At 58.4% G+C, this 24,759-nt stretch carries 24 protein-coding genes; 16 read left to right on the forward strand and 8 right to left on the reverse strand.

From position 1 onward, the window contains the following. Positions 1-52: 52 nt before the first annotated feature. Entirely contained in the window at positions 53-1,330 is a 1,278-nt protein-coding gene (clpX, locus tag FCH38_RS02220) for an ATP-dependent Clp protease ATP-binding subunit ClpX (protein WP_149897759.1), read from the reverse strand. A gap of 292 nt (positions 1,331-1,622) precedes the next feature. After that, positions 1,623-2,255: an ATP-dependent Clp endopeptidase proteolytic subunit ClpP gene (clpP, locus tag FCH38_RS02225; protein WP_046800320.1), complete on the reverse strand. Its 633-nt coding sequence runs from the start codon at positions 2,253-2,255 to the stop codon at positions 1,623-1,625. A 454-nt stretch (positions 2,256-2,709) separates the two neighbouring features. Here clpP and FCH38_RS02230 point away from each other — a divergent pair, with 454 nt between their 5' ends. Both FCH38_RS02230 and FCH38_RS02235 read left to right on the forward strand, forming a co-directional pair. Then, positions 2,710-3,957, forward strand: a complete 1,248-nt coding sequence (locus FCH38_RS02230) for a GGDEF domain-containing protein (protein WP_174372710.1) — start codon at positions 2,710-2,712, stop codon at positions 3,955-3,957. Positions 3,958-4,046: 89 nt separating this feature from the next. Further along, complete coding sequence (locus tag FCH38_RS02235) at positions 4,047-5,294, forward strand: cytochrome P450 (protein WP_174372711.1); 1,248 nt, start codon at positions 4,047-4,049, stop codon at positions 5,292-5,294. Between the two features lie 20 nt (positions 5,295-5,314). Here FCH38_RS02235 and FCH38_RS02240 read toward each other — a convergent pair whose 3' ends face one another. Next, on the reverse strand, positions 5,315-6,073 hold the full coding sequence (locus FCH38_RS02240; protein ID WP_149898140.1) for an SDR family NAD(P)-dependent oxidoreductase: 759 nt from the start codon (positions 6,071-6,073) through the stop codon (positions 5,315-5,317). Positions 6,074-6,175: 102 nt separating this feature from the next. On the opposite strand from FCH38_RS02240, the gene FCH38_RS02245 reads away from it, so the two are divergent. Continuing rightward, entirely contained in the window at positions 6,176-6,490 is a 315-nt protein-coding gene (locus FCH38_RS02245) for an ArsR/SmtB family transcription factor (RefSeq protein WP_149897762.1), read from the forward strand. Positions 6,491-6,513: 23 nt separating this feature from the next. On the opposite strand, the gene FCH38_RS02250 is transcribed toward FCH38_RS02245, so the two are convergent. The 3 genes from FCH38_RS02250 to FCH38_RS02260 all read right to left on the reverse strand — a co-directional run bounded on the left by FCH38_RS02250 (position 6,514) and on the right by FCH38_RS02260 (position 8,662). Then, positions 6,514-6,855 carry a cupin domain-containing protein gene (locus tag FCH38_RS02250; RefSeq protein ID WP_149897763.1) on the reverse strand — a complete coding sequence of 114 codons (342 nt, stop codon included), beginning with the start codon at positions 6,853-6,855 and terminating at the stop codon, positions 6,514-6,516. A 14-nt stretch (positions 6,856-6,869) separates the two neighbouring features. Further along, the gene (locus tag FCH38_RS02255) at positions 6,870-8,153 is read right to left on the reverse strand and encodes an O-acetylhomoserine aminocarboxypropyltransferase (RefSeq protein WP_174372712.1); all 1,284 of its coding nucleotides are present in this window, start codon (positions 8,151-8,153) and stop codon (positions 6,870-6,872) included. Positions 8,154-8,227: 74 nt separating this feature from the next. Continuing rightward, entirely contained in the window at positions 8,228-8,662 is a 435-nt protein-coding gene (locus FCH38_RS02260; protein ID WP_174372713.1) for a CoA-binding protein, read from the reverse strand. A 685-nt stretch (positions 8,663-9,347) separates the two neighbouring features. Between FCH38_RS02260 and FCH38_RS02265 the strand changes: the two genes are divergently transcribed. The 7 genes from FCH38_RS02265 (at position 9,348) to FCH38_RS02295 (ending at position 14,550) form a co-directional block, all read left to right on the forward strand. Beyond that, positions 9,348-9,485, forward strand: a complete 138-nt coding sequence (locus FCH38_RS02265) for a hypothetical protein (protein ID WP_153513579.1) — start codon at positions 9,348-9,350, stop codon at positions 9,483-9,485. A gap of 104 nt (positions 9,486-9,589) precedes the next feature. Further along, positions 9,590-10,426, forward strand: coding sequence for an EamA family transporter (locus FCH38_RS02270; RefSeq protein ID WP_174372714.1), 837 nt, complete (start codon positions 9,590-9,592; stop codon positions 10,424-10,426). 253 nt (positions 10,427-10,679) lie between these two features. Further along, a complete protein-coding gene (gene rplM / locus FCH38_RS02275; protein ID WP_149897767.1) occupies positions 10,680-11,144 on the forward strand; it encodes a 50S ribosomal protein L13 in 465 nt (154 codons plus the stop codon). A 2-nt stretch (positions 11,145-11,146) separates the two neighbouring features. Next, positions 11,147-11,614 carry a 30S ribosomal protein S9 gene (gene rpsI / locus FCH38_RS02280; RefSeq protein WP_149897768.1) on the forward strand — a complete coding sequence of 156 codons (468 nt, stop codon included), beginning with the start codon at positions 11,147-11,149 and terminating at the stop codon, positions 11,612-11,614. Between the two features lie 123 nt (positions 11,615-11,737). Continuing rightward, on the forward strand, positions 11,738-12,691 hold the full coding sequence (speB, locus tag FCH38_RS02285) for an agmatinase (RefSeq protein WP_174372715.1): 954 nt from the start codon (positions 11,738-11,740) through the stop codon (positions 12,689-12,691). Positions 12,692-12,761: 70 nt separating this feature from the next. Then, on the forward strand, positions 12,762-13,694 hold the full coding sequence (gene argC, locus FCH38_RS02290; protein WP_149897770.1) for an N-acetyl-gamma-glutamyl-phosphate reductase: 933 nt from the start codon (positions 12,762-12,764) through the stop codon (positions 13,692-13,694). Between the two features lie 10 nt (positions 13,695-13,704). Beyond that, positions 13,705-14,550, forward strand: a complete 846-nt coding sequence (locus tag FCH38_RS02295) for an aminoglycoside phosphotransferase family protein (protein ID WP_174372716.1) — start codon at positions 13,705-13,707, stop codon at positions 14,548-14,550. 6 nt (positions 14,551-14,556) lie between these two features. Here FCH38_RS02295 and FCH38_RS02300 read toward each other — a convergent pair whose 3' ends face one another. After that, on the reverse strand, positions 14,557-15,675 hold the full coding sequence (locus tag FCH38_RS02300; RefSeq protein WP_174372717.1) for a COX15/CtaA family protein: 1,119 nt from the start codon (positions 15,673-15,675) through the stop codon (positions 14,557-14,559). Positions 15,676-15,903: 228 nt separating this feature from the next. Between FCH38_RS02300 and FCH38_RS02305 the strand changes: the two genes are divergently transcribed. Further along, positions 15,904-16,116: a DUF2842 domain-containing protein gene (locus FCH38_RS02305; RefSeq protein WP_174373116.1), complete on the forward strand. Its 213-nt coding sequence runs from the start codon at positions 15,904-15,906 to the stop codon at positions 16,114-16,116. 97 nt (positions 16,117-16,213) lie between these two features. Then, positions 16,214-17,446 (forward strand): polysaccharide biosynthesis GNAT family N-acetyltransferase UppA, encoded by a 1,233-nt coding sequence (gene uppA / locus FCH38_RS02310; RefSeq protein ID WP_174372718.1) that lies wholly within the window; start codon positions 16,214-16,216, stop codon positions 17,444-17,446. A gap of 16 nt (positions 17,447-17,462) precedes the next feature. On the opposite strand, the gene uppB is transcribed toward uppA, so the two are convergent. Beyond that, on the reverse strand, positions 17,463-19,733 hold the full coding sequence (uppB, locus tag FCH38_RS02315) for a polysaccharide biosynthesis protein UppB (RefSeq protein WP_174372719.1): 2,271 nt from the start codon (positions 19,731-19,733) through the stop codon (positions 17,463-17,465). Between the two features lie 210 nt (positions 19,734-19,943). Here uppB and uppC point away from each other — a divergent pair, with 210 nt between their 5' ends. From uppC to uppF, 4 genes are all read left to right on the forward strand, one after another. Further along, the gene (gene uppC, locus FCH38_RS02320; RefSeq protein WP_046800338.1) at positions 19,944-20,516 is read left to right on the forward strand and encodes a polysaccharide export protein UppC; all 573 of its coding nucleotides are present in this window, start codon (positions 19,944-19,946) and stop codon (positions 20,514-20,516) included. A gap of 16 nt (positions 20,517-20,532) precedes the next feature. Further along, the gene (gene uppD, locus FCH38_RS02325; RefSeq protein ID WP_174372720.1) at positions 20,533-21,675 is read left to right on the forward strand and encodes a polysaccharide biosynthesis type 4 glycosyltransferase UppD; all 1,143 of its coding nucleotides are present in this window, start codon (positions 20,533-20,535) and stop codon (positions 21,673-21,675) included. Positions 21,676-21,915: 240 nt separating this feature from the next. Further along, positions 21,916-23,469 (forward strand): polysaccharide biosynthesis glycosyltransferase UppE, encoded by a 1,554-nt coding sequence (gene uppE, locus FCH38_RS02330; RefSeq protein WP_153513572.1) that lies wholly within the window; start codon positions 21,916-21,918, stop codon positions 23,467-23,469. Continuing rightward, the gene (uppF, locus tag FCH38_RS02335) at positions 23,466-24,707 is read left to right on the forward strand and encodes a polysaccharide biosynthesis O-antigen ligase family protein UppF (protein WP_153513571.1); all 1,242 of its coding nucleotides are present in this window, start codon (positions 23,466-23,468) and stop codon (positions 24,705-24,707) included. Before uppE ends, uppF begins: the two co-directional genes overlap by 4 nt. Positions 24,708-24,759 lie beyond the last annotated feature (52 nt).

Consider the following 24,759-nt stretch of genomic DNA (forward strand, 5'->3'; position numbering starts at 1 on the left):
AGGCCCGCACGGGTGCGGGCCTTTCACATTCACGATAATCCGGATCAGTCGATCACGCCGAGACGTTGGTCTTTTCTTCCTGACGATCCGCATAGATGTAGAGCGGACGGGCGACACCGCTGACGACGTCATTGGAGATCACCACTTCGCGCACACCTTCCAGCGTCGGCAGTTCGAACATGGTATCCAGCAGGATCTTTTCCATGATAGAGCGAAGGCCGCGGGCGCCGGTCTTGCGGGTAATCGCCCGGCGGGCGATCTCGCGCAGCGCGTCCTCGTGGAAGGTCAGTTCCACATCTTCCATCTCGAACAGGCGCTGATACTGCTTGACCAGCGCGTTCTTCGGCTCGGACAGGATCTGGATCAGCGCATCTTCATCAAGGTCTTCCAGCGTTGCCAGAACGGGCAGACGGCCGATGAATTCCGGGATGAGGCCGAACTTCACCAAATCTTCCGGCTCCAGTTCGCGCAGCACCTCGCCCACACGGCGATCGTCTTCCGCCTTGACGGTCGCACCGAAGCCGATCGAGGTCTTTTCACCACGGGCCGAGATGATCTTGTCGAGGCCGGCAAAAGCGCCGCCGCAGATGAACAGGATGTTGGTCGTATCCACCTGCAGGAATTCCTGCTGCGGATGCTTGCGGCCGCCCTGCGGCGGAACGGAAGCGACCGTGCCTTCCATGATCTTCAGAAGCGCCTGCTGAACGCCCTCACCCGACACGTCGCGCGTGATGGACGGGTTGTCCGACTTGCGGGAAATCTTGTCGACTTCATCGATATAGACGATGCCGCGCTGGGCGCGTTCGACGTTGTAATCCGCAGACTGCAGAAGCTTCAGGATGATGTTTTCCACATCCTCGCCGACATAACCGGCTTCGGTCAGCGTCGTTGCGTCCGCCATGGTGAAGGGAACGTCGATGATGCGGGCGAGCGTCTGCGCAAGATAGGTCTTGCCGCAACCCGTCGGACCGACGAGCATGATGTTCGACTTCGCAAGCTCGACATCGCCGTTCTTGGAGGCGTGCGCGAGGCGCTTGTAATGGTTGTGAACGGCCACCGACAGGATTTTCTTCGCCTGTTTCTGACCGATGACATATTCGTCGAGAATCTTGATGATATCCTGCGGGGTGGGAACACCCTCGCGCGACTTCACCATAGACGTCTTGTTCTCCTCGCGGATGATGTCCATGCACAATTCGACGCATTCATCGCAGATGAATACTGTCGGCCCGGCAATGAGTTTCCGGACTTCGTGCTGGCTCTTGCCGCAGAATGAACAATAGAGTGTATTTTTAGAGTCGCCGCCGTTGCTGCCGCTGACTTTGCTCATATCTCTTTCCTTCCAGCACGCCGCAGGTCCGCCAAACGGATCGCGGTCAACTTACCGCCCGCAGATACGGCTCGCCTTGGGGTGCATTGCCGTATCCACCTCGTTTCCCGGGGTACTAGCCGTGTCAGATACAGGAGCTGACAACCGGCTGCAACGAATTCCCCATCAAACCAAAGGCCACGTCATAAAAATTCAACACAGCCTTAATATATACTAATATCGCTTTCTGTTGCGGTTGAAAGCCCCGAAATTACTTTTGCGGGATCAAACAAACGTCAAAAAGCGGCGCGCCTCAATTCGCGGCGGCGCCTTCCATTTCCTGGCGCGAGGTGAGGATCTTGTCGATCACACCCCAATTCTGCGCCTCGTCCGCATCCATGAAGTGGTCGCGATCAAGGGTTTTTTCAACCTCTTCGAGTGTGCGGCCGGTGTGCTTCACGTAGACTTCATTCAGGCGACGCTTCATCTTGATGATGTCGCGGGCGTGACGCTCGATGTCCGAGGCCTGGCCCTGGAAACCGCCGGAGGGCTGGTGCACCATGATGCGGGCGTTCGGGGTTGCGAAACGCATTCCCTTTTCGCCGGCGGCCAGAAGCAGCGAACCCATCGATGCGGCCTGGCCGACGCAGAGCGTCGAAACCGCAGGGCGGATGAACTGCATCGTATCGTAGATCGCCATGCCGGCGGTTACGACACCACCCGGCGAATTGATGTAGAGCGCGATTTCCTTCTTCGGGTTTTCAGCCTCGAGGAAAAGCAGCTGCGCGCAGACGAGCGAAGCCATCTGGTCTTCCACCGGGCCGGTGAGGAAAATAATGCGTTCCTTGAGAAGACGGGAAAATATGTCATAGGAGCGTTCGCCGCGATTGGTCTGCTCTACGACCATCGGCACCAGAGCCATGGCGGTATCAACTGGATTTTTCATGTCCGTCCTTTGTCAACTCTGCCCTTCGCGGGAAACCGCTCCGGAATCACTTCTAACCTTCATACTCCCTACATAGAGTGTCCCTGCCCCGTACTTCAAGACACGAAGCCGCATATCCTTAACGGCTCAACAGCGATTGCAGGCGTTTGAAGCCTCTGACGGCAACGGCTTCAAACCGGCGGGCGCATCCTGAACTACCTGCCCTTGCCGACATTATTTTTCATCGAAGCGACCCGCAAATGCAAAAACCCGTGGCCATGCACAGATATAACTTCTTACCGGCAAGAACTCGTTAGGGATTTACTGCTGATACTGCGCGGCGAATTTCCGGTTTCCGTCAGGAGGCGGGCGCCCCATTCGGGCGAAATGGCATCTCAACAATTTCGGCGGGCATTGCGCACATCGTGCCACAAAGCCCGCTTTCACGGCATGATAGCGCAGATAGGATTTTGCAATGCTGGATGCAAAAACGGGCATGCTGCTTTGGGCGTCGGAGACGTTCACCCTTGCCGTCCTTTTGGGAACCCTGTGGCTGCACCGCCCTGCCCGCCAGCACAATCTCTATTTCGCCGCCGGTTTCCTTTCGACCGGCATCGGCGCCATTCTTGTCGCTCTGCGCGGCGACATTCCCAACTACCTGTCGATTGAAGTCGGCAACACGCTGGCGCTTTCAGCTTTCGGTTTCTGGCTGGCCGGCCTTCTCTCCTTCGAACAGCGCAAGCTCGCCGGCTGGATCGCCATTCCAGCGCTTTTGTGGGTCGGCGGCATGCTCATCCCGCCAGTGCGGGAAAGCATGGCTTCGCGTATCCTGCTTTACCATGCCTGTGCCGCAGTCGCTTATTTCATGCTGGCCGGCGTCGTTCTGGCAAACAGGAGCCGGGCATCGCTCAGCCGCAAGGTTCTTGCCGCGATTTTCATTTTACAGGCCTTTTTCGGCGCCATCATCGCATTGGTCGTCATTCCCGGTGACATCACGTCCCCCAGTGCCGTCGCACTGACGTCGCCACTCGCCTTTTCAGGCATTCTCGGCTTTACCATCATCATCATGATCAGCGCGAAGATCATCATGGAGGATTCCGAAAACCGCCTGCACCGGCTGGCGATGACTGACCACCTCACCGGCGTTCTCAACCGGCGCGGCCTGCTGGAGGAGTTCGAGCGCATCAAGAAGCGGTCACAGGCTTCCAGCCGCTATGTGGCGCTGGTGCTGTTCGATATCGACCATTTCAAGAAGATCAACGACAAATATGGCCACCAGTCCGGCGATGCGGTGCTCGTGCATTTCTGCGACATGGCGCGGCGCGTCATCGGCGATCGTGGCCTTTTCGTCAGAATGGGCGGCGAGGAATTCGCACTGGTCGCCGAAGTCGAAAGCCCGTCCAGCACGGTGACGCTGGCGGAAGCCATTCGCAGCAATCTGCGTCTTTCCAAGATCAGTTCGCGTGGCGAAGGTATCGAAGTCACCACCAGCGTCGGCATCTCCGAAGCGATGATCAAGGATGCAGACCTGAGCGTGATGATGACGGAAGCCGACCGTGCGCTCTATGCCGCGAAAAAAGCCGGTCGCAACAGGACCGTCATCCACGTGAATTCGGCCAATGTCGTCGTCCCCTCCTCAGACCGGGACGAAAATCCGATGGACAATAATGCCGACCGGCAGGTTGCAGCGCTGAACCGGATATCGGCCATCGCCAGCCGGTGACATGATGCCCATGCGATGACAGGCGGAAAAACAGGCAGCGGTTTTTCCCCACCCTTTCCAAAGCACAGGACGCGGGCTAAACCTTGAGCATGACAGCGACATTTCCCTTCCTCACCATCGACCCCGCCACGCGCCGCGTTTCACTTGATGCCCGCGACCCGGCCTTCTACAATGATCCGAACCCGGTCTATGCGGCGCTTCACGCGCAATGTCCCACCTTTTACTGGGAAGAGCAGCGGCAATGGTTCTTCACCGAATATGACCATGTCAGCGCGCTTCTGCGCGACCGCCGGTTCGGGAGGCAAATCCTGCATGTGGCGAGCCGCGAGGAAATCGGCCTTGCGCAACCGCTGGAGCATGTGAAGCACTTCGATGCCGCCGAGCAGCATTCGCTGCTGGAACTGGAGCCGCCGGAACACACCCGGCTGCGCACGCTTATCAATCGCGCTTTTGTGTCCCGGCATGTCGACAAGATGAAGCCGGAAATCGAAGAACTCGCCAACCGCCTGATCGACGCTTTCGAAGCCGATGGCACGACGGAACTGCTCTCCACCTATGCCGATATCATTCCCGTGACGATGATCGCCCGCATGATCGGCATTCCCGAAGAGATGGGGCCGCAGCTCCTGAAATGGTCGCATGCTTATGTCGGCATGTACATGTTCAAACGCACCCCCGAGGACGAGCATCTTGCCGACAAGGCTGCGAAGGAATTTTCGGACTATGTGCGCAGCGTGATCGCCGAGCGACGGGCGGAGCCGCAAGACGATCTCTTGAGCCACATGATCCACACGGAGCATAAGGGCCAGTACCTGACCGATGACGAACTGATTTCCACCACCATCGTGCTGCTGAACGCCGGGCACGAGGCGACCGTGCACCAGATCGGCAATTCCGTACGCATCATTCTCGAAAGCGGCATCTCGCCCGAAACCCTGTTCCGCGACGAGACCACAACGGAACGCACGATTGAAGAGACGCTACGCATCTGCGCCCCCGTCCATATTTTCCAGCGCTGGGTTCTGGAACCGGTCGAGATCGACGGTGTGACCTTCAAACGCGGTGACAAGGTCAGCCTCATTCTGGCCGCCGCCAATCTCGATCCGGCAAAATTCTCCGATCCGCTGGCTTTCCGGCCGGACCGCAACGAAGGCGCCAACGTCTCCTTCGGCGCCGGCATCCATTTCTGCATCGGCGCACCGCTGGCAAGACTGGAGCTTAATCTTGCCCTGCCGTTGCTGTTCAAGCGCCTGCCGGGTCTCAGGATCGCCCAGCCGCCGAAGGTCAAGGACGTCTATCATTTCCATGGTCTGGAGCGGCTTGATCTGGCGTGGTGAATCGGGAGGCGAGGTCGCCTTTATATCTGAGCCAAACCACCATCAACGGAAAGTTCCACTCCGGTGATATAGCTGGCCTTGGCTGACGCCAAAAACAGTACCGCTTCGGCAATTTCGTCGGGATGGGCCATACGGCCGATCGGCGCTGCGTCCTTGAGATAGGCCTCGAAACCGGCGATCTTTTCATCGTCCATCTTAAGACCATTTTCCATGATCGGCGTGCGGGTGACACCCGGGCTTACCGTATTGACACGGATTCCCCGCGCCTTCAGGTCATTGGCAAAGCTGCGGGCGAACGAGCGAACCGCCGCCTTTGAAGCATTGTAAGCGCTCAATTTTTCCAAGCCCTTATTGCCGACGATCGAACCCGTCAGCACGATCGAACCGCCGTCCCGTAGCACCGGCAACAACGTCTGCACGGTATAGAACACGCCCTTTACGTTAATGTCGAAAATCCGGTCATAGAGCGCTTCGTGAGTTGCACCAAGATCGTTGTTTTCCGCGATTCCGGCATTGGCGACCAGGACATCCAATGTTCGCCCATCAGCTTCGATACGGCTTTTGAGCTGTTCCAGCTCCGACAGATTCGCAACATCGGAAACGACGCCGATTGCACGCTCCCCAAGTCTGGCGACAGCGGCATCGAGATTGGCCGCACTACGGCCCGTTACATAAACCGCAGCGGCACCACCTTCCAAAAACAGCTTCGCAACTGAAAAACCAATGCCCGTCGATCCGCCTGTGACGACGACGACCTGCCCGCTGAACATTCCAGACATTGCAATCTCCTGAAAATATCTAAATTTCCGAATTACCATAATTCGGTATTTCGGTTTTATTGAAATATTGAAGCCTGTCAAGCCTTGTGCTAGAGCGGTTTTATGGTTCAGTTTTTTCACCCCGCCCGCGAAGACATATCGCTCACCGCCATGCTGGCCGCACTCGGCGACCCCGCCCGCATGGGTATCGTTCGGAAATTATGGGAAGTGGAAGCCGGGCAGAATTGCGCTTGTGCAGCACCCTGCCCGGATATGCCACGCTCGACGCTTTCCAACCACCTGCGTATCTTGCGCGAAGCAGGACTGATACGCACCCACAAACAGGGCGTCGAAAACATCAACGTCATGCGCCACGATGATCTGGAAGCACGCTTTCCAGGGCTTATACGGTCGATCATATCCTTCGACCGGCCGTAAAGCGCGGTGGTAATACTACGCCATCACAGCCGGATAACGTAATCCTTCCTTGTCGTTTCCACGACCTCCCAGGTGCCTGTAAACCCAGGCTGCAGGACCAGCCGGTCGCCCGGCTTCAGGTGGCGCGGCGCCCCGCCATCTTCCGTCAGGATGGAATGGCCTTCGAGAATGTTGAAATATTCCCATTCGTCATAGACCACCCGCCATTTGCCCGGCGTAGATTGCCAGATGCCGGCATAGATGCCGCCCGGCGCTTCCTCCAGATTCCACGTGGTGAATCTGGGATCGCCGGAAATCAATCGTTCCGGCGCAGGCGCGCCATGCTCCGCTTCGACCGAAACATCAAATGTCAGCAAGTTCGTCATGGCGAGCCGCCCTCTCAGATTTTCGAAAGCGACTGTTCGAGATCGGCGATGATGTCTTTCACATCTTCAATGCCGATGGACAGGCGCACCACATCCGGCCCCGCACCTGCCGCCGTCTGCTGTTCCGGCGTCAGCTGCGCGTGGGTGGTGGACGCCGGGTGGATGACGAGCGAGCGCGTATCGCCGATATTGGCGAGATGCGAGAAAAGCTGCAGCCCTTCCACCAGCGCCTTGCCGGCGGTATAACCGCCCTTGACGCCGAAGGTGAAGACGGAGCCCGCCCCTTTTGGCGAATAATGCTGCTGGATGGCATAGTTGTCGCTGTCCTCCAGCCCGGCATAATGCACCCAGCCGACTTTTGGATGCGCCTTCAGCCATTTGGCGACAGCGAGCGCATTGTCGGAATGGCGCTGAACGCGCAATGGCAGGGTTTCGATGCCGGTGAGGATGAGGAAGGCGTTGAAGGGCGAGATGGCCGGGCCGAGGTCACGCAGGCCAAGCACGCGGCAAGCGATGGCGAAAGCAAAATTGCCAAAGGTCTGGTGCAGCACGACGCCCGAATATTCCGGCCGGGGCTGCGACAGCGCCGGATATCTGTCGGTCGCCGACCAGTCGAAGGTTCCGCCATCGACAATGATGCCGCCCATGGAATTGCCGTGGCCGCCAAGGAATTTCGTCAGTGAATGCAGCACGATGTCAGCGCCATGTTCCAACGGCCGCAGCAGATAGGGGCTTGCCATCGTGTTGTCGACGATCAGCGGCAGACCATGGCGGTGAGCAATCTCGGCAATTGCAGCGATATCCACGAAGGTACCGCCGGGATTGGCAAGGCTTTCAATGAAGACGGCGCGGGTGCGCTCGTCGATCTGCCGCTCGAAACTGGCCGGATCGGTCGCATCGGCCCAGCGTACCTGCCAGTCGAAACCCTTGAAGGCGTGGCCGAACTGGTTGATGGAACCGCCATAAAGCTGGCGGGCGGCAACGAAATTATCGCCGTGTTGCAGCAGCGTGTGGAAGACCAGCAATTGCGCGGCGTGGCCGGATGCGACCGCGAGCGCCGCCGTGCCGCCCTCAAGCGCTGCGACACGCTCTTCCAGAACCGCCTGGGTGGGGTTCATGATGCGGGTATAGATATTGCCGAATTCCTTCAGTCCGAACAGCGCCGCGGCATGATCGGCATCACGGAACGCGTAGGCGGTCGTCTGGTAGATGGGCGTCGCGCGCGCCCCGGTGGTCGGGTCTGGCTGTGCGCCTGCATGGACGGCCAGCGTTGAAAAACCGGGATTGCTGCTCGACATGATGTTTCCTCCAATAACAATTTTGGAGGGATCATAATGCCTTGCGGCGAAATGATAAGCCCGATCTGTACCAACTATCGCACAATATTGAGACGCGGATACTCAATTGCGGGGCAACGGTCCATCACCACGTTCATGCCATAGGCCTCGGCCTTGGCGGCGGCATTGTCATCGCGCACGGATAGCTGGCCCCAGATCACTTTAGGGCGCTGTGGCAGCAATATCGCCTCCTCCACAATCGCCGACAGATATTCCGGCGCCCTGAAGACATCGATCATGTCCACAGGTTCGGCAATATCGGCAAGCCGGGCATAGACCTTCTGCCCCAATATCTCCTTGCCCGCCTGACCGGGATTGACCGGAAACACCCGGTAGCCCTTCGACAATAAAAAGCGCATGACGCCATGGCTGGGGCGGTCCGGATTGGGTGAGGCGCCAAGCAGGGCGATGGTCCTGACATCGGTCAGGATTTTTCTGAGATAGTCCGGTTCGTAAGTATCATGCTGCATGTCAACTTGTCCCTTTGGCGCATTACGCAGTTTGAGAGATGCTGGCAGGCACCCCTTCCGAGAGATCAGCGCGAGTATCGCGTTTCCTGCATAAATCCGCAGCTACATTTGCACGCTACCGTCGCTTGCTTTTGTCCGTTGCTTTCATTGTCATTTAGGAAGCGTTGTGGCTTTCTTGAACCCCCTGCCCGGTTTAAAACCACGTGAACATGGCCTCGTCCTCGCTCGATATGGGGTATTTCATTCACGCAAAATGATTTCACGAAAGCACCCTGCATAAGCTGGTATTGAGTATTTTCATCCAGTTTCCAAAACGATCCATATGCGAAAGAACGCTGGCTCAAACAACATTAGCGTGCAATTTATGCGCCATTCGTCTCCTGTTTGTTTTCATTCCGTTCACCGATGAATTAGACTTGACTAATTTTCAGAAAGTTATTTTGTAAATCAATCCATCTGTAAATCTACAACGTTGCAGTTTGTTATTTTACACGGCGGTGAAATTTATTTTCATAACAGTGAAAGAAATAGGCGCTGAAAATACTACACTCTCACGCTCCGCTAGAAACGCGAATTACGCGCGAAAATCCGCTGAAATAACCCTGATTTTTAGAAAACGCGCAAGATTTCGGCGAGACTGGAGCTGTGCATCCGGAGCCGGCATGCCCGTCCCGCGGATGAAATCATGAGCAAAGCGATTTCGCTCGCGAAGCAGGAAGTCTCGCGACATGCACAAACCCAAAATTTGACGCATGTCATTATTGGCGGAAGGCTGAATACTCGCGCCGATGATCAGACGAAACCGGCAATCATTTTCGAATGATCGCAAAGCGTCCACAACGCCTCCCGACCTCCATCGAAAATGGATTCCGGTATTCAAACCCATGCTATAGGTTTCGGAAAGTAGCCTGCGAGCGAGTCCCTATTGTGACAATCGACATTCTTTTTCTGGTTCTTCTGGGTGCCATCCTGCATGCCGGATGGAATGCGCTGGTCAAGTCCGGCTCCGACAAGTCACTTGACGCCTCGCTGATTGCGGCGGGCGCGGCGGCTTGCTCGTTGCCGTTTCTGCCCTTCCTGCCTTTTCCTGCTCCGGTCGCCATTCCTTTTCTGATCGCGTCTGCCTTTCTGCAATTTGCCTATTTCCGCCTTGTCGCCGCTGCCTATACGATCGGTGACATCGGCCTTGTCTATCCCGTCATGCGCGGCGTGGCCCCCCTGATCGTTGCAGCGACGAGCAGCCTTTTCCTGAGCGAGGTGCTGAGCCCGCTGGCGCTTGCCGGGATCGCCATCATTTCCGGCGGCATCCTGACACTCGCCTTCGAGGCGCGGCGTGGCGGCGGAAAGGCGATCGTCCTTGCGCTCATCAATGCCTTCGTTATCGCCTCCTACACCTTCGTGGACGGTGTCGGTGCAAGGCTTTCGGGCAATGCTATTTCCTATACGCTGTGGATGTCGCTGCTGCCGCCCGTGCTGCTTTTCAGCTTCGCCTTTTACCAACGCGGAATAAGCACCGTCGCGGCGCATGTACGGCGCAACTGGTGGCGCGGCCTGATCGGCGGCGGCGGCTCGATTCTCTCTTACGGTCTGGCGCTTTACGCCATGACCAAGGCCCCCGTCGCCGTCGTTGCGGCGCTCCGGGAAACCTCCATTCTGTTTGCGCTGGTCATCTCCGTCGTGATCCTGAAAGAGCGCGCCAGCATCTGGCGTTATCTCGCCGGCGGCATCATCGCAGCAGGCGTTCTGGTCATGAGACTGGGATAAAATAGACAAATTAAATGGGGTAAAATATTACCACATAAATAAGTTATTGTTTTTACTTAATTATTTTTGAGGCCTTCAAAAAACGTCATATTGACGCCTCTGCCAGCGCACCGTATAAGCGCGCCAGATCGGATTCCAGCCGGAATAGGGTCATTTGCGGTTACCCTCAGGGCAACCAAACCAAGCAACAAGAAACGCCCGTTTGCTCTTATTCAAAAAGAGGATCACGGGTCCACGTTAGAAAGTGAAACCAATGTCTACTTTCGTTCAGAAGCCTGCTGAGGTGGAGAAGAAGTGGATCATCATCGACGCCGAAGGCCTCGTTGTTGGTCGCCTCGCCACTATCGTTGCAACCCGCCTGCGCGGTAAGCACAAGGCCACCTTTACCCCCCACGTCGATGATGGCGACAATGTCATCGTTATCAACGCGGAAAAAATTGCCTTCACCGGCAACAAATACGCCGACAAGAAGTACTACTGGCACACCGGTCACCCGGGTGGCATCAAGGAGCGCACCGCTCGCCAGATCATCGAAGGCCGCTTCCCGGAGCGCGTCGTTGAAAAGGCCATCGAGCGCATGATCCCGCGCGGCCCGCTCGGCCGTCGCCAGATGAAGAACCTGCGCGTTTACGCCGGCTCGAACCATCCGCACGAAGCACAGCAGCCCACCGTTCTCGACGTGGCCGCGCTTAACAAGAAGAACGTAAGGAGCGCCTGATAATGGCCGATCTTTCCTCTCTGAAAGACCTCGCCCCGGCATCGGAAGCTTCGGCTCCCGTGCACGTCCGCAAGGTTGATACCCTCGGCCGCTCCTACGCGACCGGCAAGCGCAAGAACGCCGTCGCCCGCGTATGGGTGAAGGCCGGTTCTGGCAAGATCATCATCAACGGTCGCGATTTCTCTGCTTATTTCGCACGTCCGGTTCTGCAGATGATCCTCCAGCAGCCGCTGGTCGCAGCTGCCCGCGCTGGTCAGTTCGACATCATCGCAACGGTTGCAGGCGGCGGTCTTTCCGGCCAGGCCGGCGCCGTTCGTCACGGTGTTTCCAAGGCCCTCACCTACTTCGAACCGGGCCTGCGCCCTGTTCTGAAGAAGGGTGGCTTCCTGACCCGCGACAGCCGCGTTGTCGAGCGTAAGAAGTACGGTAAGGCCAAGGCCCGCCGTTCGTTCCAGTTCTCCAAGCGTTAATCGCTTACTGGTGCAATACATTCGAAAGGCGGGGCTTCGGCTCCGCCTTTTTTTATTGCCGTTTCCCTTGTTTTTTGGACGAGAAGACAGCACCCTCAGCGCAAACCGCAACAGGGGTGATCAATGCCATCCAAAACCATCGACCACGCCTTTACCGCCACAACGCTGACATCGGCTGCGACCGACCCGACCCATGCGGGCGTCCTCTCCTTCATGCGGCGCAAATACACAAAAACCCTCAAGGGCGTTTCGACAGCCGTCTGGGGCATTCCCTTCGATGCCGCTACATCCAACCGGCCGGGCGCGCGCTTTGGGCCGCAGGCAATCCGCCGCGCTTCGGCGATCTTCGATAACGATCCGCAATATCCCTTCGCGCGCGATCTCTTCGCCCATATGCCGACCGTCGATTATGGCGACTGCCTGCTTGACTACGGCAATCACTGGAAGACGCCGGAGACGATCGAAAAGGAAGCGCGCAGGATCATCTCCAAGACGGATTATCTGCTGACGCTTGGCGGCGACCATTTCATTACCTGGCCGCTGCTGAAGGCGCATGTGGCCAAGCATGGGCGGTTGGCGCTGGTGCATTTCGACGCGCATCAGGACACCTGGTTCGACGACGGCAAACGCATCGACCACGGTTCCTTCGTGGCCCGCGCCGTGCGTGACGGGCTGATCGATCCCGACCGCTCGATCCAGATCGGCATCCGCACCCATGCGCCGGAGGATTTCGGCATTCGTATTCTCCATGGATACGAGGTGGAGGAGATGCGGGCGGGCGACATCGCCTCGCTGATCGTCAAACATACGGCTGGTATGCCCACCTATCTGACCTTTGACATCGATTGCCTTGATCCAGCCTTTGCGCCCGGAACCGGCACGCCAGTCGCCGGAGGGCCGACCAGCGCCAAAATTCTCTCCGTTCTGCGCGGGCTTGGCCAGCTCGATATTCGCGGCTCCGATGTGGTCGAAGTCGCGCCCGCTTACGATCATGCGGATATTACCGCCATTGCCGGAGCCACTGTTGCAATGTATATGCTTGGCCTGCGTGCCGAACGGCTGGCCAAGGCTGGCTGACACAAAAAACGGCACTTGCCAAACTGATTCCGATTACCCTTACAACCCTTTGAAAAGTCAGGACAAGGACATGACAGCGAAGATCTTCATCGATGGCGAACACGGCACCACGGGTCTGCAGATCCGCACGCGCCTTGCTGGTCGCCGCGATATTGAACTGCTGTCCATTCCCGAAGCAGAGCGCCGCAATGGCGCAATGCGCGAGGATATGCTCAACAACGCCGACATTTCGATCCTCTGCCTGCCTGATGATGCTTCGCGGGAAGCTGTCTCGATGGTGGCCGGCAACAACAATGTCCGCATCATCGATACCTCGACCGCTTATCGCGTCCACAAGGACTGGGCTTACGGTTTTGCCGAGATGGACAGCGAGCAGGGCGACAAGGTTCGTTCCGCCCGCTTCGTCGCCAATCCGGGCTGCTACCCGACCGGCGCAATCGGCCTCATCCGTCCCCTGCGCGCTACCGGCATCCTGCCCGATGGTTATCCGATCAGCGTCAATGCGGTTTCCGGTTATACCGGTGGCGGCAAGCAGATGATCGCGCAGATGGAAGACCAGAGCCGCGACGACGCGATCAGCGCCAATAATTTCCTCTATGGCCTGACGCTCGCCCACAAGCATGTGCCGGAAATGACCATTCACGGCCAGCTTGACCGCGCGCCGCTGTTTGCGCCTTCCGTCGGACGTTTCGCACAGGGCATGATCGTGCAGGTTCCGTTGTTTGCCGCCGACCTCAAGGAAGGTACGAGCATCGAGACGGTGCATGCCGCGCTCACCGCCCATTATGCGGGCCAGGATATCGTCAGTGTGGTGCCGCTTGCCGAAAGCAAGGGGCTTTCCCGCATCGATGCCGAGGAATTGGCGGGCAAGGACACGATGAAGCTGTTCGTTTTCGGCACACCGGGCGGCGAACACATCAATCTCGTGGCGCTGCTCGACAATCTCGGCAAGGGCGCATCCGGCGCGGCTGTGCAGAACATGGAACTGATGCTGTCGGCATGAGGCTTTTTGCATGAGCCGAACCACCCCGTCTTTTCCGGCCTCGTGGAATATCGAGGCCGCAAAACAGATTGCCGACACGCCGGCCGGGGTGGTCTACGCGGTGACGCGTGGTGACGGCTCTCCAGCCGTCGCCAAAGTCCTGAAAAATAAGGTGCTGAAGGACAGTCTTCGCGGTGCGGATTTCATCACGTGGCGCGCGGGTGTCGGCTGCGTGGAACTACTCGAGCGTTCCGATGATATTCTGCTGATGGAACATGCCGGCGCGGAGACGCTGCGCGATGTACTGTTCCGCGACGGTGACGACGATGCGGCCACGGAAATCGCCGCCGATGTTCTGCTCACATACCATCAGCCATCGCAGCAGCCCCCGCCCTCAAGCCTGCTGACATTGCCTCTCTATTTCGAAAGCCTGTTCCGCAAGGCCGAACAGGATCGCACCGATGGCGTCGAGAGCATCTATATCGAAGCCGCCACGCTGGCGCAGGAGCTTATCGACGGGCAACGGGATGTGAAGCCGCTGCATGGCGATCTGCATCACGAGAACATCATGCGCAGCGGGCGCGGCTGGATCATCATCGACCCGGCCGGCCTGATCGGCGATGCGGCGCTCGATGTCGCCAACATGTTCTCCAATCCACTCGACCGCTTCGACCTGACACGCAGCGAAGCGCGCATCGCCTCCATGGCGGCGATTTTTTCGAGAGCGCTACAGCGGGATGAACGGGTGTTGCTGCAATATGCCTTCGCTTATGGCTGCCTCTCGGCCGCGTGGCACGAAGAAGACGGCAATGCGGAAGAGCGCGACAACGAACTCGCTGTTGCGGCCACCCTCAAAACGGTGTTGAAGCAGTTCTGAGTGCGCTCAGTCCCTGACTTCGACGGCGACAGGTGCCGGATATTCGCCAATGAAACCGCGCCAGTGGGCGACTGCAAAACCAAGGACGAACAGTGCCATGCCCTGATGGGCGAGCGCCACATGAATATCCACATGCATGAGAAGCGTGGTGATACCGAGCGCCGCCTGAATGGAAACGAGCACGAAGAACAGCACGGCGCGGCGTGCGTGTGGCGTATTCGGCAAGGCGCGCGCCATCGACACCATGTGCCACAGTGTGGCGGCAAACAGGGTATAGGCGCCGACACGGTGGATGAACTGCACCGTCTTCGGGTTTTCAAAGAGGTTGATCCACCAGGGCTGCTGCAGGAAGAGATCGCCCGGCACCAGTGAGCCGTCCATCAACGGCCAGGTGTTGTAGGAAAGGCCGGCGTTCAGCCCCGCCACCAGCGCGCCGAGATAAATCTGGAACAGACAGAGCACCGTCAACAGGCCGGCAAAGCCCCTGCCCGTCTTTTCATCAGCCGCCTCAGGCGAATGATGCGACAGGCCGCGCAATATCCACATGCAGCCGGCGAAGATGAGGCAGGCAATGGTCAGATGCGTGGCAAGACGATATTGCGAGACATCCGTGCGATTGACGAGACCTGATGATACCATCCACCAGCCGATAAAGCCCTGAAAACCACCGAGCCCCAGAAGGCCGACCAAGGGCAGGCGCAAACGCTTTTCAACGCGGCCGGTCAGCCAGAAGAAGGCGAGCGGCAAAGCGAAGATGAGACCGATGGCGCGGGCCAGCAGGCGATGCGCCCATTCCCACCAGAAAATCGTCTTGAACTCGTCAAGCGACATGCCCCTGTTGATTTCCTGATATTGCGGAATGCGCTTATAGAGCTGGAATTCCTCTTCCCATTCGGCAACCGAAAGCGGCGGGATAGCACCGTGGATGGGCTTCCATTCGGTGATCGACAGGCCGGATTCGGTGAGCCGCGTGGCGCCGCCGACCAGCACGAGACAGAAAAGCGTGAAGAGAACGACGCGCAGCCAGAGGCGCAGCAGGCGGCGGTTCTTTTCCTGCTTCTGCAGGGCAGCCTCCACCACCATTTCCGCGGAACCGTTTGCCATCGTCATGCTGCTTGAACGCATCTTTTCAGGTCTCCCTCATACAGTGATGTTGATTAGCCCCAACCGGCACCACAAAACAAGGCCTCAGGGTTTGCGGCATGCGGTCGCGGCGGTATAGTCACGCCAGATATTAGATCGTCCTGCCTCTTCTTCGAATCGCCAAGACGATCTGATTTTTTGTTTTACGCATGTCTTTTTCCCAAAACCGATGACACTTTGGGGAGACATGCTCTCATGATGGAAGATTTCATGCACCCTCGCTTCAGATCGCTTATCGGCACCGTCGTCATCATCTGCCTCGTCGTCATCTACGCCGTGGCGGCGACGGCCATCGCATCGGCGATGCTGGCGCAATCGCCCTGGTGGGTGCATCTCGCCTATTTCGTGCTGAGCGGGCTTTTGTGGATATTGCCGGCCATGCTTATCATCAAATGGATGGCCGGACCCAGAAAGCAGGGATAAGCGCCAATGTTCGCGCAACACCCTGAGGTCGCAATTTTATAAACCGATTGTTTGCCGCTCAGCGATATAGTCCCACCGAAACAACCGGAGAGAGTGGATGGCGGCTGAGGGGCCGGTCACAATCAGCGAGAGCAAAACGTCGACCGCCATCCAAGGCGAACGGCGGGGTGCCGACCGTCTGGTGATCGATCTCGTCGATGATGCTTCCACCATCCGCGCCGACTGGGAGCAGATGGAGAGAGATCCGCTCAACTCCCTGCATCAGGGTTTCGGCTGGTGCTCCATCTGGGCGCAGACACAAAAAAGCCCGCTGCTCATCATTCGCGGCAGACAGGTCGGAAAGACGGTTTTCCTGCTGCCGCTTGAAATCGTGCAGGAAGGCGGCATCCGCAAGGCGCGTTTTCCGGGCGGCCGTTTCAACAATATCAATACCGGGCTTTTCGATCCGTCCTTTGCCGAACAGGCAGAACATAAGACGGCGGCGGCGATTGCCCGCGAGGCGCGAAAACTGCTGCATGGCCGGGCGGATATCCTGGCCTTGCAGAACATACCGCTCACCTGGCGCGGCAGGACCAATCCGCTTTCGTATCTGGCCTCCGTCGAAAATCAGAACCCCGCCTTTCAACTGCCGCTGCTGGAGAGTTTTGAAAGCACCTTGCGGCAGGTCAACGCCAAGAGGCGGCGAAAGAAATTCCGTATCCAGAGCCGAAGGGCCGAGGAAATGGGCGGTTACAGCCATGTGATTGTCCGTTCGCCACAGGAAAAATGCGAGTTATTGCAGGCTTTCTTCCGGCAAAAGGCCACCCGCTTCGCCTCACAGGGCATCCCGGATGTTTTCCGGAGCCAATCGGTGAAGGACTTTTTCTACGATCTGGCCAACTTTCCGGAAACGGGCACGGACAGTCTTCTGGAGCTGCACGCCATTCGCCTGCATGGAGAAAACGAAGGCGTTATTGCCGCCATATCCGGGCTTTCGCGCAAGCAGGACCACATCATCTGTCAGTTTGGATCGATCGATGAGTCGGTCTCGGAACTCAGCCCCGGGGAGTTGCTGTTCTGGCTGATGATCGAACGGGCCTGCAAGGAGAAAGCCGCACTCTTCGATTTCGGCGTTGGCGACCAGCTTTACAAACGCAGCTGGTGTCCGCTTTCCACCGCCCAGCACGATATATTCCTGCCGGTGACATTGAAGGGGCGCGCAGCGGCCTCGGCCTATGTCGCCATCGCCAGGACGAAGAGCCTGATCAAGTCAAACCCGGCGCTCTATGCGCTGATCCAGCGTTTTCGCGCCGGGCGGCCAAGAACGGATGCCATGTCTGTTACTGACTGAGAGGGTTTGCCGTCCGTCAGGCGGCGCTGAGACGACCCGGCTTGCGCATGCCGGTCATCGGCAATGCCTGTTCGTAGCCCTGGGCCACCAGCTCACCGAGCGTCTTTTCCAGCATCTCGCCATCCTTGCCGGGCACGGAAACGATGATTTCCGCCGGCAGATTGCGTAGCATTTTTTCAAGGCTCGAAATCTGCACCGAGCCGCATTCGACCAGAACCGTATCATAGGCGTCAGACAGGGCGCTTAGAATCATCGTCAGGCGGTCGATGGCGCGCATGGCCTCACGCGGCTGCGCATTGCCGCGCGGCACGATATGGGCGTCAGATAGCCGATCACCGTGAATGGTTTCGCCAAAGGCGGCGGCGCCGGCCAGAAGGTCCATGACACCCGGCAGCCCGGCCTCTGGCGCCATCAGACGCGTGGGACAGGCCGAAGCCGTCATATCGACAAGAACGACAGAGCGACCCATTTCAGACAGGGCGCGCGCCAGCATGACGGTGGTGGTCGAACCGCTGTCACCGGCTGGCGAGACGACGGCGGCGACGGGCTTGGCAAGGCGGGTGGCCAGAAAGGCCGCAACGGCATCGATCGAGAAATCGTCGGAGGTTTCGATCTCCTCTTTCGCCGCCTCTTCTTTCAAAGTTGCGACCTCTTTCACCGGTAAAACCGAAGCAGCAGCGACGGCGGCGACCGGTACCGGCCGCTGCTCTTCGACAACAGGTGGCTGCTGGTAGGCAGCAGCAGGCAGGGCCTGGACGGCTGGTGGTGAAGTCTCATGATGTGTGGCAACCGGCTGTTCCGGCGGATCCGTAGTCTCATCCGTATCGGCGGGCGCACGCGTCGGCGCAGGCGGATCGGACAGCGGCGGAACCTGATTTCTGCCCACCGGCTTTAAGGCGCGTCCCGTGAAGAGTTCCACCAGCATGACAACGATGCAGGAGAGCAGAAAGGCCGCCAGCGTAACGACGATGGTGATGGCTCCGGTTTTCGGGAAATAGGGTTCACGCGGCTCCACCGCGCCTGAGATCACGCGCGCGTCGGCGGGCGTGGAATCCACCGAACCGGCGCGCGAGGTCGCCTCACGATAACGGGCAAGATAGGTTTCCAGAAGCTGGCGCTGGGCCGAGGCCTCGCGTTCCAGATCGTTCAGACCAACCTGCTGCTCACCGGCACGCACGCTTTCCGTTTTCAAGACGTTTAATTGCTGAACCAGTTGCCGTTCGCGCAGGCGGGAAACATTGGCCTCGTTTTCAAGGCTTGCCAGCACCTTGCGGGTTTCTTCCTGAATCTGCCGCTGTATGCCGTCCAGCTGGTTGCGTAGCGCCCTGATGCGTGGATGGCCTTCCAGCAGCGAGGAGGTCAGATCGGAAATCTGGCTGCGGATGCCCGTTTCGTTTTCCTTCAACCGCTGGATCGTCGGGGAACCGACGACATCCGGAAACGTATCGAGCGGGCGGCCGCTGGAAAGCGCATTGCGCACGCCTTCCGCCCGCGCTTCCGCATTCGCACGCTCTCCACGGATACGGCCGAGTTCGGTCGAGATATCACTGAGCTGGCGGGTGGCGAGCGTTTCGCCCTGCCCGGCCGACAGGAGATCGGATGAGGCGCGGTAGTCCGCGACTTTCCTGTCCGCATCGCGCACCTTTTCGCGCAGACTGGCGATTTCCGGCTCCAGCCAGCGTGCCGCTTCCGTGCTGGTATCGAGTTTTGCACCGCTTTGCAGCGCGATATAGGCCTTCATCATCTCGTTGGGGATGGCGGCGGCGAGCTTCGGATCTTCCGAGGAGAACTCAACGGTGATGACACGCGAGCTTTCGACCTGATAGACCTGCAATTTCTCGCGGAATGCCTTCAGCACCCGCTCTTCGGGTTGCACCTGAAGCGGATCCTTCTTGATACCGACGGCGACCAGCAGTCCCGACAGGAGAGAAGGACGCGCCTCCGGATCGAATTCCGGCAACTCATAAAGCTTCATATTTTTCGCGACCTGCTTGATGAGGTCGACCGATTGCAGAATCTGCACCTGGCTGGAAACAGTCAATTCATCGAGCACAGGTTCTGCCGGCGCATTCGACTGCTGCGAAGCGCCGAAGGAGGCCGCGCGGGATTCGATGAGGACACGCGCCTCGCCTTTATAGGCGGGCGACATCATGCTGGCGATCACGAAGGCGGCGCCGCCGGCCAGAAGCGTGACGGCCGCGATCCGGCCCCTGCGCCGCCATATGGCCGCGACAAGCTGCCCCAGATCGATATCCACATCCCTGTCATCAATGCGATCGCCGTTCATGTAAGCTCCGTAACCGAGACAAATCTCGGGCGCTCAAATATAGATGGCCAATTTTCGCGGATTGTAAGTCTTGGCGGTAACACAACAGTTAATCCCCGCGAATCCGACAAAATAAATCAGATATTGCAATACTCCGGACCGACTGTTTACCGCGCATTAACCCTAACAGAACGATAAGAATGCTCATAGATCGACTCGGAGCCAGATGAGATGCCGCTCGCCGGATCACGACATGTCACCGCACTGACGCTAGCCGTTCTGACGGCCCTTTCCGGTTGCGCGGCATATCAACCCGCGCCGCGCTCATTCAATGAGGCCGCCCTGCAACCCTATCATGTCGATAGCGGCGACAGGCTGCGCATCAACGTTTTCGAACAGGTGGGACTGACGAACACCTACACGGTCGATCAGGCCGGTTATGTCGCCTTCCCGCTTGTCGGTCAGGTTCCTGCCCGCGGCAAGACATTGCCGCAGCTCGAAGCCGCCATTGCCGCGAAATTGCGCCAGGGTTATCTGCGCGACCCTGATGTGACGATCGAGATCGACCGGTATCGCCCCGTTTTCATCATGGGTGAAGTTGGTCGTCCCGGCCAATATTCCTATGTGCCCGGCATGACGGTGCAGAACGCCATTGCCATTGCCGGCGGATTTACCCCGCGCGCCAATCAGGCCGATGTCGATCTTACCCGCAAGATCAATGCCGAGGTAATGACCGGCCGGATCGGCATCACCGCACCCATTCTTGCGGGCGATACGGTCTATGTGCGTGAACGCTTCTTCTGAAAACGGAGTGGCACACGTGTCGGATGACGGCCCTCCCCTGCGCATCATTCACTGTTTCCGCTCCCCCGTCGGCGGTGTCTTCCGCCATGTGCGCGACCTGATCGAAGAACATGTCAAACAGGGCCACAAGGTCGGCATCGTCTGCGACAGCTCGACCGGCGGCGCGCATGAGGAACGGCTTTTCACCCAGATAGCCCCGATGCTGGAGCTGGGACTTACCCGCCTGCCCATCAGGCGCTCCATCGGCCCAGGCGACCTGCCGGCGCTCTGGAGATCCTACAAGCAGATAAAAAGTTTGCGGCCGGACATCTTGCACGGGCATAGCGCCAAGGGTGGCGCTCTTGCCCGGCTGATCGGCTCATTGTTGCGGGCGAACAGGTATCGCGTAGCCCGCCTCTACTCGCCGCATGGCGGCAGCCTGCATTATGATCGCAAGAGCCTGAAGGGGCAGCTGTTCCTGCGGCTCGAGCGGTTTCAGGAACATTTCACCGACGCGCTCTGTTTCGTCTGCAATTTCGAACAGCGGACTTATGAAACCAAGGTCGGCAAGCCGCGCACCCGAACGGCGATGATCTATAACGGCGTGCAGGAAAGCGAGTTCGAAACCGTGCCGGTTCGCGAGGATGCCGCCCGTTTCCTCTATATCGGCATGTTGCGCGACCTCAAGGGGCCTGATGTCTTCATCAAGGCCTTCGCCAGGATGGAGCGCAGTATCGGCCACCCCATGTCCGGGGTTATCGTCGGTGATGGACCGGACAGGGACAAATATGCTGATATGATCGACAAATCAGGGCTTTCCCGGCGGATTGCCATGCACGCCGCCATGCCCGCCAGACAGGCCTTCGAGCTGGCGGAGACAGTGGTGGTTCCCTCACGCGCCGAAGCCATGCCCTATATCGTGCTTGAGGCGCTGGCGGCGGGCAAGACGGTTATCGCCTCACATGTCGGCGGCATTCCCGAGGTTCTGGGAGAAGACAGCGAGGCGCTGGTTCCGGCCGGGGACGCCGAGGCGCTGGCGAAAATCATGGTCAGGGACGCTGAAGACGGCGATTGGTCAAAGCGGGTGATGCCCCCACCAAACAGCTTTAAGGCGAAGTTTTCAACACCTGTCATGGCCGATGACATGATGAAGCTCTATCGCGACCTGCTTTCACGCTAAAGCGCGCCTCACGTCTAAAGACATTTTAAAAACACGATTTTTAATTGTATATTCCGCCATCCTGTAGAAAAGCATCATAAACGTTTCTTAGCATGTTTCGGCTAGTTTCCTGCTCGTAGAGCGCGTGTGTCCGTTCGGACGCTACGCAAGGAGGCTTTACCACTTTGAAGTTGCGCATCGTTCCCATCGAAAATCGATCTCGATTTTCGGGCCGATCCGCTAGAGGGTGCGGACCAAGTAATGACCAAGGCTGACAAGGACAGACTGCAATTCGATCTGGCGTCGTTGCGCAAGCAAATCTCCGAGCGCGAAGCCGGTGAGCCTTCGGCGTCCGAGACCGTTGTTCTCAATCCGCTTGCTCGGCAGATCGCCAACCAGCTGCGTGCCGGCAACCATTCACCGAATATGGTGATCGGCCAGTTGCGGCTGCTGGAATTCACGATGCTCGTGGTCATCGCCGCCATCGTCAACGGCATCGCCGCCGACCGGGGTCTTGAAACCTTTCTCTCGGTTTTCGCGGCCGGCGTTCTGGGCGCGGCGCTCTGCGTGTTCCTGCTGCAGGCGAGCGATTGTTACCAACTGCCGACGCTGCGCACGCCGCTGAAGATGTTTGCCCGCATTCAGGGCGCAGTGTGTCTGTCTTTCGTGGGCATCGCCTGCTTCCTTCTCGCCTTTTTTCCCGATGCGCTGCATTCCTGGCCGGCTTTCGGCATATGGTACGCGATAGGCGCGGTAGCCATTTTCACCGGACGGCTGATCCTTGGCTTCGCCATTCGCCACTGGGGCCGTAATGGCGTCATGGAACGCCGCGCCGTCATCGTCGGCGGCGGCGATGCTGCCAGAGACCTCATCCGTTCGCTCGAGCAGCAGTCGGACAATGATATCCGCATCTGCGGGATTTTTGATGACCGGAAAAGCGAGCGCTCGCCAGAGGTTGTCGCCGGTTATCCCAAACTCGGCACCTTTGCCGAACTGGTGGAATTTGCCCGTCTGACGAAGCTCGACATGTTGATCATCGCGCTGCCGCTCAGTGCAGAGGCTCGCATTCTCCAGCTCTTGCGCAAACTCTGGGTGCTGCCGGTTGATATTCGCATCGCAGCACATGCCAATAAATTGCGGTTCCGTCCGCGCGCCTATTCGCATGTGGGCAATGTGCCGATGCTCGATGTGTTCGACAAGCCGATCCGCGACTGGGATTCGGTGGCGAAACGGATATTCGACATCACCTTCAGCCTCCTCGGCATCGCCCTTTTCTGGCCGGTGATGCTGGGTGCCGGGATTGCCGTCAAGGCCACTTCCAAAGGCCCCGTCCTCTTCAAACAGAAGCGTCACGGCTTCAACAATGAGACGATCAATGTCTGGAAGTTCCGTTCCATGTATACGGAACTCAGCGACCCCACCGCCAAGAAGGCCGTCACCAAGAACGACCCGCGCGTCACACCCGTCGGCCGTTTCCTGCGCAAATCGTCGATGGACGAACTGCCGCAGCTCTTCAACGTTCTCTATGGCGATCTCTCGCTGGTCGGCCCTCGCCCGCACGCAGTGCATGCCCAGACGGGTGATCTGAAATATACCGAAGTGGTGGAGCATTATTTCGCGCGCCACAAGGTCAAGCCGGGCGTGACCGGCTGGGCGCAGATCAATGGCTGGCGCGGCGAAATCGACCATGGCGACAAGATCAAGTTCCGCACCGAATACGATCTTTATTATATCGAGAACTGGTCGCTTTTCCTCGATCTCAAGATCCTGTTCCTGACGCCGATACGGCTGCTCAAATCGGAAAACGCCTATTGACCCACGTCGGTTACCAGCACGCACCGGGTTTTGACGCGCCACTCGCCGCCATGCGGCTCGTCGGTTCGTTCTTCATTGCCTTCGGCGTGTTCCTCTCCGGCTTCGTCATCTCCGAACCGGCGCCCTACGAACTGATGATGGTCGGGCAAGTGGCCATCTGGTTCCTTCTGGGCCTGCGCCTTTCCCGCACCGTCGTGCTGCTGCTGTGCCTGCTGCTTGCCTTTAATGTCGGCGGTTATCTTTCGCTGACCACCATGGCCGATCTGGACGAGGGACCGCTTTACCTCGCCGTCTCGACCTTTCTGGCGCTGACCTCGGTTTTTTACGCGGCGATCATCGAGGACAAATACCAGCGGCTGCTGCTGATTTTTCGCGCCTGGCTTGCGGCGGCGCTGATCACCTCGCTGCTCGGTATCATCGGATATTTTCACGCCCTTCCCGGCTTCGAAGTCTTCACGCTTTACGATCGCGCCAAGGGTGCCTTTCAGGACCCGAACGTCTTCGGTCCCTTCCTGGTGACACCGTCGCTTTACCTGATCTATGGCCTGCTTACGGGCAAGGCGATGCATGCGCCCTGGCGTATCCTCGGCCTGCTGATCCTGTCGCTTGGCGTGTTCCTGTCGTTTTCGCGCGCGGCATGGGGCCTGTTTTTATTCGCCGCCCTCCTGCTCGTCTTCGTCATGCTGCTGAAGGAGCGCACAGCCGCGTTTCGCCTGAAAATTCTCGTGCTGTTTCTCGTTGCGGTCGCGCTCATGGTCGCAGCCGTCATCATCGCGCTGCAATTCAAACAGGTCTCCGACCTGTTCTTCAGCCGCGCATCGGCGGTGCAATCCTATGATGGCGGGCATCTGGGGCGTTTTGCCCGTCACTATCTAGGTTTCCTGCTGGCGATGGAGCATCCGCTCGGCATCGGGCCGATGGTGTTCGACAATATCTTTCCCGCCGCCGAACATAATATCTGGCTGAAAAGCCTGACCACGCATGGCTGGTTCGGCTTCGTGATCTATCTGACGCTGATCTGCTGGACGATCGCTGCCGGTTTCAGGCAGCTGCTGCGGCCGCGGCCATGGCAGCCGTTTCTGATCATTTCCTGGGTGACCTTTGTCGGCCACGTCATGATCGGCGCCGTCATCGATACCGATCACTGGCGGCATTTCTTCCTGCTGCTCGGCATATTGTGGGGCTGCATGGCACTGGAAAAACGCGAAAGCCTGCGCCGCCGCACAAGCCGCGCCTAAAATGCTTCCCCTTACGGAACCCTGCGCGATTTCATGCGTTTAGCCCCCGATT

This window comes from Agrobacterium tumefaciens, assembly GCF_013337285.1.
Lineage (GTDB): Bacteria > Pseudomonadota > Alphaproteobacteria > Rhizobiales > Rhizobiaceae > Agrobacterium > Agrobacterium burrii.

Bases quoted from the DNA above. Each gene is read 5' to 3' on its own strand.
- FCH38_RS02240 (WP_149898140.1), bottom strand. From the start codon at position 6,073: ATGTCTGGAATGTTCAGCGGGCAGGTCGTCGTCGTCACAGGCGGATCG.
- FCH38_RS02300 (WP_174372717.1), bottom strand. From the start codon at position 15,675: ATGCGTTCAAGCAGCATGACGATGGCAAACGGTTCCGCGGAAATGGTG.
- FCH38_RS02255 (WP_174372712.1), bottom strand. From the start codon at position 8,153: ATGTCGAGCAGCAATCCCGGTTTTTCAACGCTGGCCGTCCATGCAGGC.
- uppE (WP_153513572.1), top strand. From the start codon at position 21,916: ATGACCAAGGCTGACAAGGACAGACTGCAATTCGATCTGGCGTCGTTG.
- FCH38_RS02230 (WP_174372710.1), top strand. From the start codon at position 2,710: ATGCTGGATGCAAAAACGGGCATGCTGCTTTGGGCGTCGGAGACGTTC.
- FCH38_RS02245 (WP_149897762.1), top strand. From the start codon at position 6,176: ATGGTTCAGTTTTTTCACCCCGCCCGCGAAGACATATCGCTCACCGCC.
- uppA (WP_174372718.1), top strand. From the start codon at position 16,214: ATGGCGGCTGAGGGGCCGGTCACAATCAGCGAGAGCAAAACGTCGACC.
- rpsI (WP_149897768.1), top strand. From the start codon at position 11,147: ATGGCCGATCTTTCCTCTCTGAAAGACCTCGCCCCGGCATCGGAAGCT.
- FCH38_RS02295 (WP_174372716.1), top strand. From the start codon at position 13,705: ATGAGCCGAACCACCCCGTCTTTTCCGGCCTCGTGGAATATCGAGGCC.
- FCH38_RS02250 (WP_149897763.1), bottom strand. From the start codon at position 6,855: ATGACGAACTTGCTGACATTTGATGTTTCGGTCGAAGCGGAGCATGGC.
- uppC (WP_046800338.1), top strand. From the start codon at position 19,944: ATGCCGCTCGCCGGATCACGACATGTCACCGCACTGACGCTAGCCGTT.
- FCH38_RS02305 (WP_174373116.1), top strand. From the start codon at position 15,904: ATGCACCCTCGCTTCAGATCGCTTATCGGCACCGTCGTCATCATCTGC.
- speB (WP_174372715.1), top strand. From the start codon at position 11,738: ATGCCATCCAAAACCATCGACCACGCCTTTACCGCCACAACGCTGACA.
- FCH38_RS02260 (WP_174372713.1), bottom strand. From the start codon at position 8,662: ATGCAGCATGATACTTACGAACCGGACTATCTCAGAAAAATCCTGACC.
- uppB (WP_174372719.1), bottom strand. From the start codon at position 19,733: ATGAACGGCGATCGCATTGATGACAGGGATGTGGATATCGATCTGGGG.
- clpP (WP_046800320.1), bottom strand. From the start codon at position 2,255: ATGAAAAATCCAGTTGATACCGCCATGGCTCTGGTGCCGATGGTCGTA.
- FCH38_RS02235 (WP_174372711.1), top strand. From the start codon at position 4,047: ATGACAGCGACATTTCCCTTCCTCACCATCGACCCCGCCACGCGCCGC.
- rplM (WP_149897767.1), top strand. From the start codon at position 10,680: ATGTCTACTTTCGTTCAGAAGCCTGCTGAGGTGGAGAAGAAGTGGATC.
- FCH38_RS02265 (WP_153513579.1), top strand. From the start codon at position 9,348: ATGAGCAAAGCGATTTCGCTCGCGAAGCAGGAAGTCTCGCGACATGCA.
- clpX (WP_149897759.1), bottom strand. From the start codon at position 1,330: ATGAGCAAAGTCAGCGGCAGCAACGGCGGCGACTCTAAAAATACACTC.
- argC (WP_149897770.1), top strand. From the start codon at position 12,762: ATGACAGCGAAGATCTTCATCGATGGCGAACACGGCACCACGGGTCTG.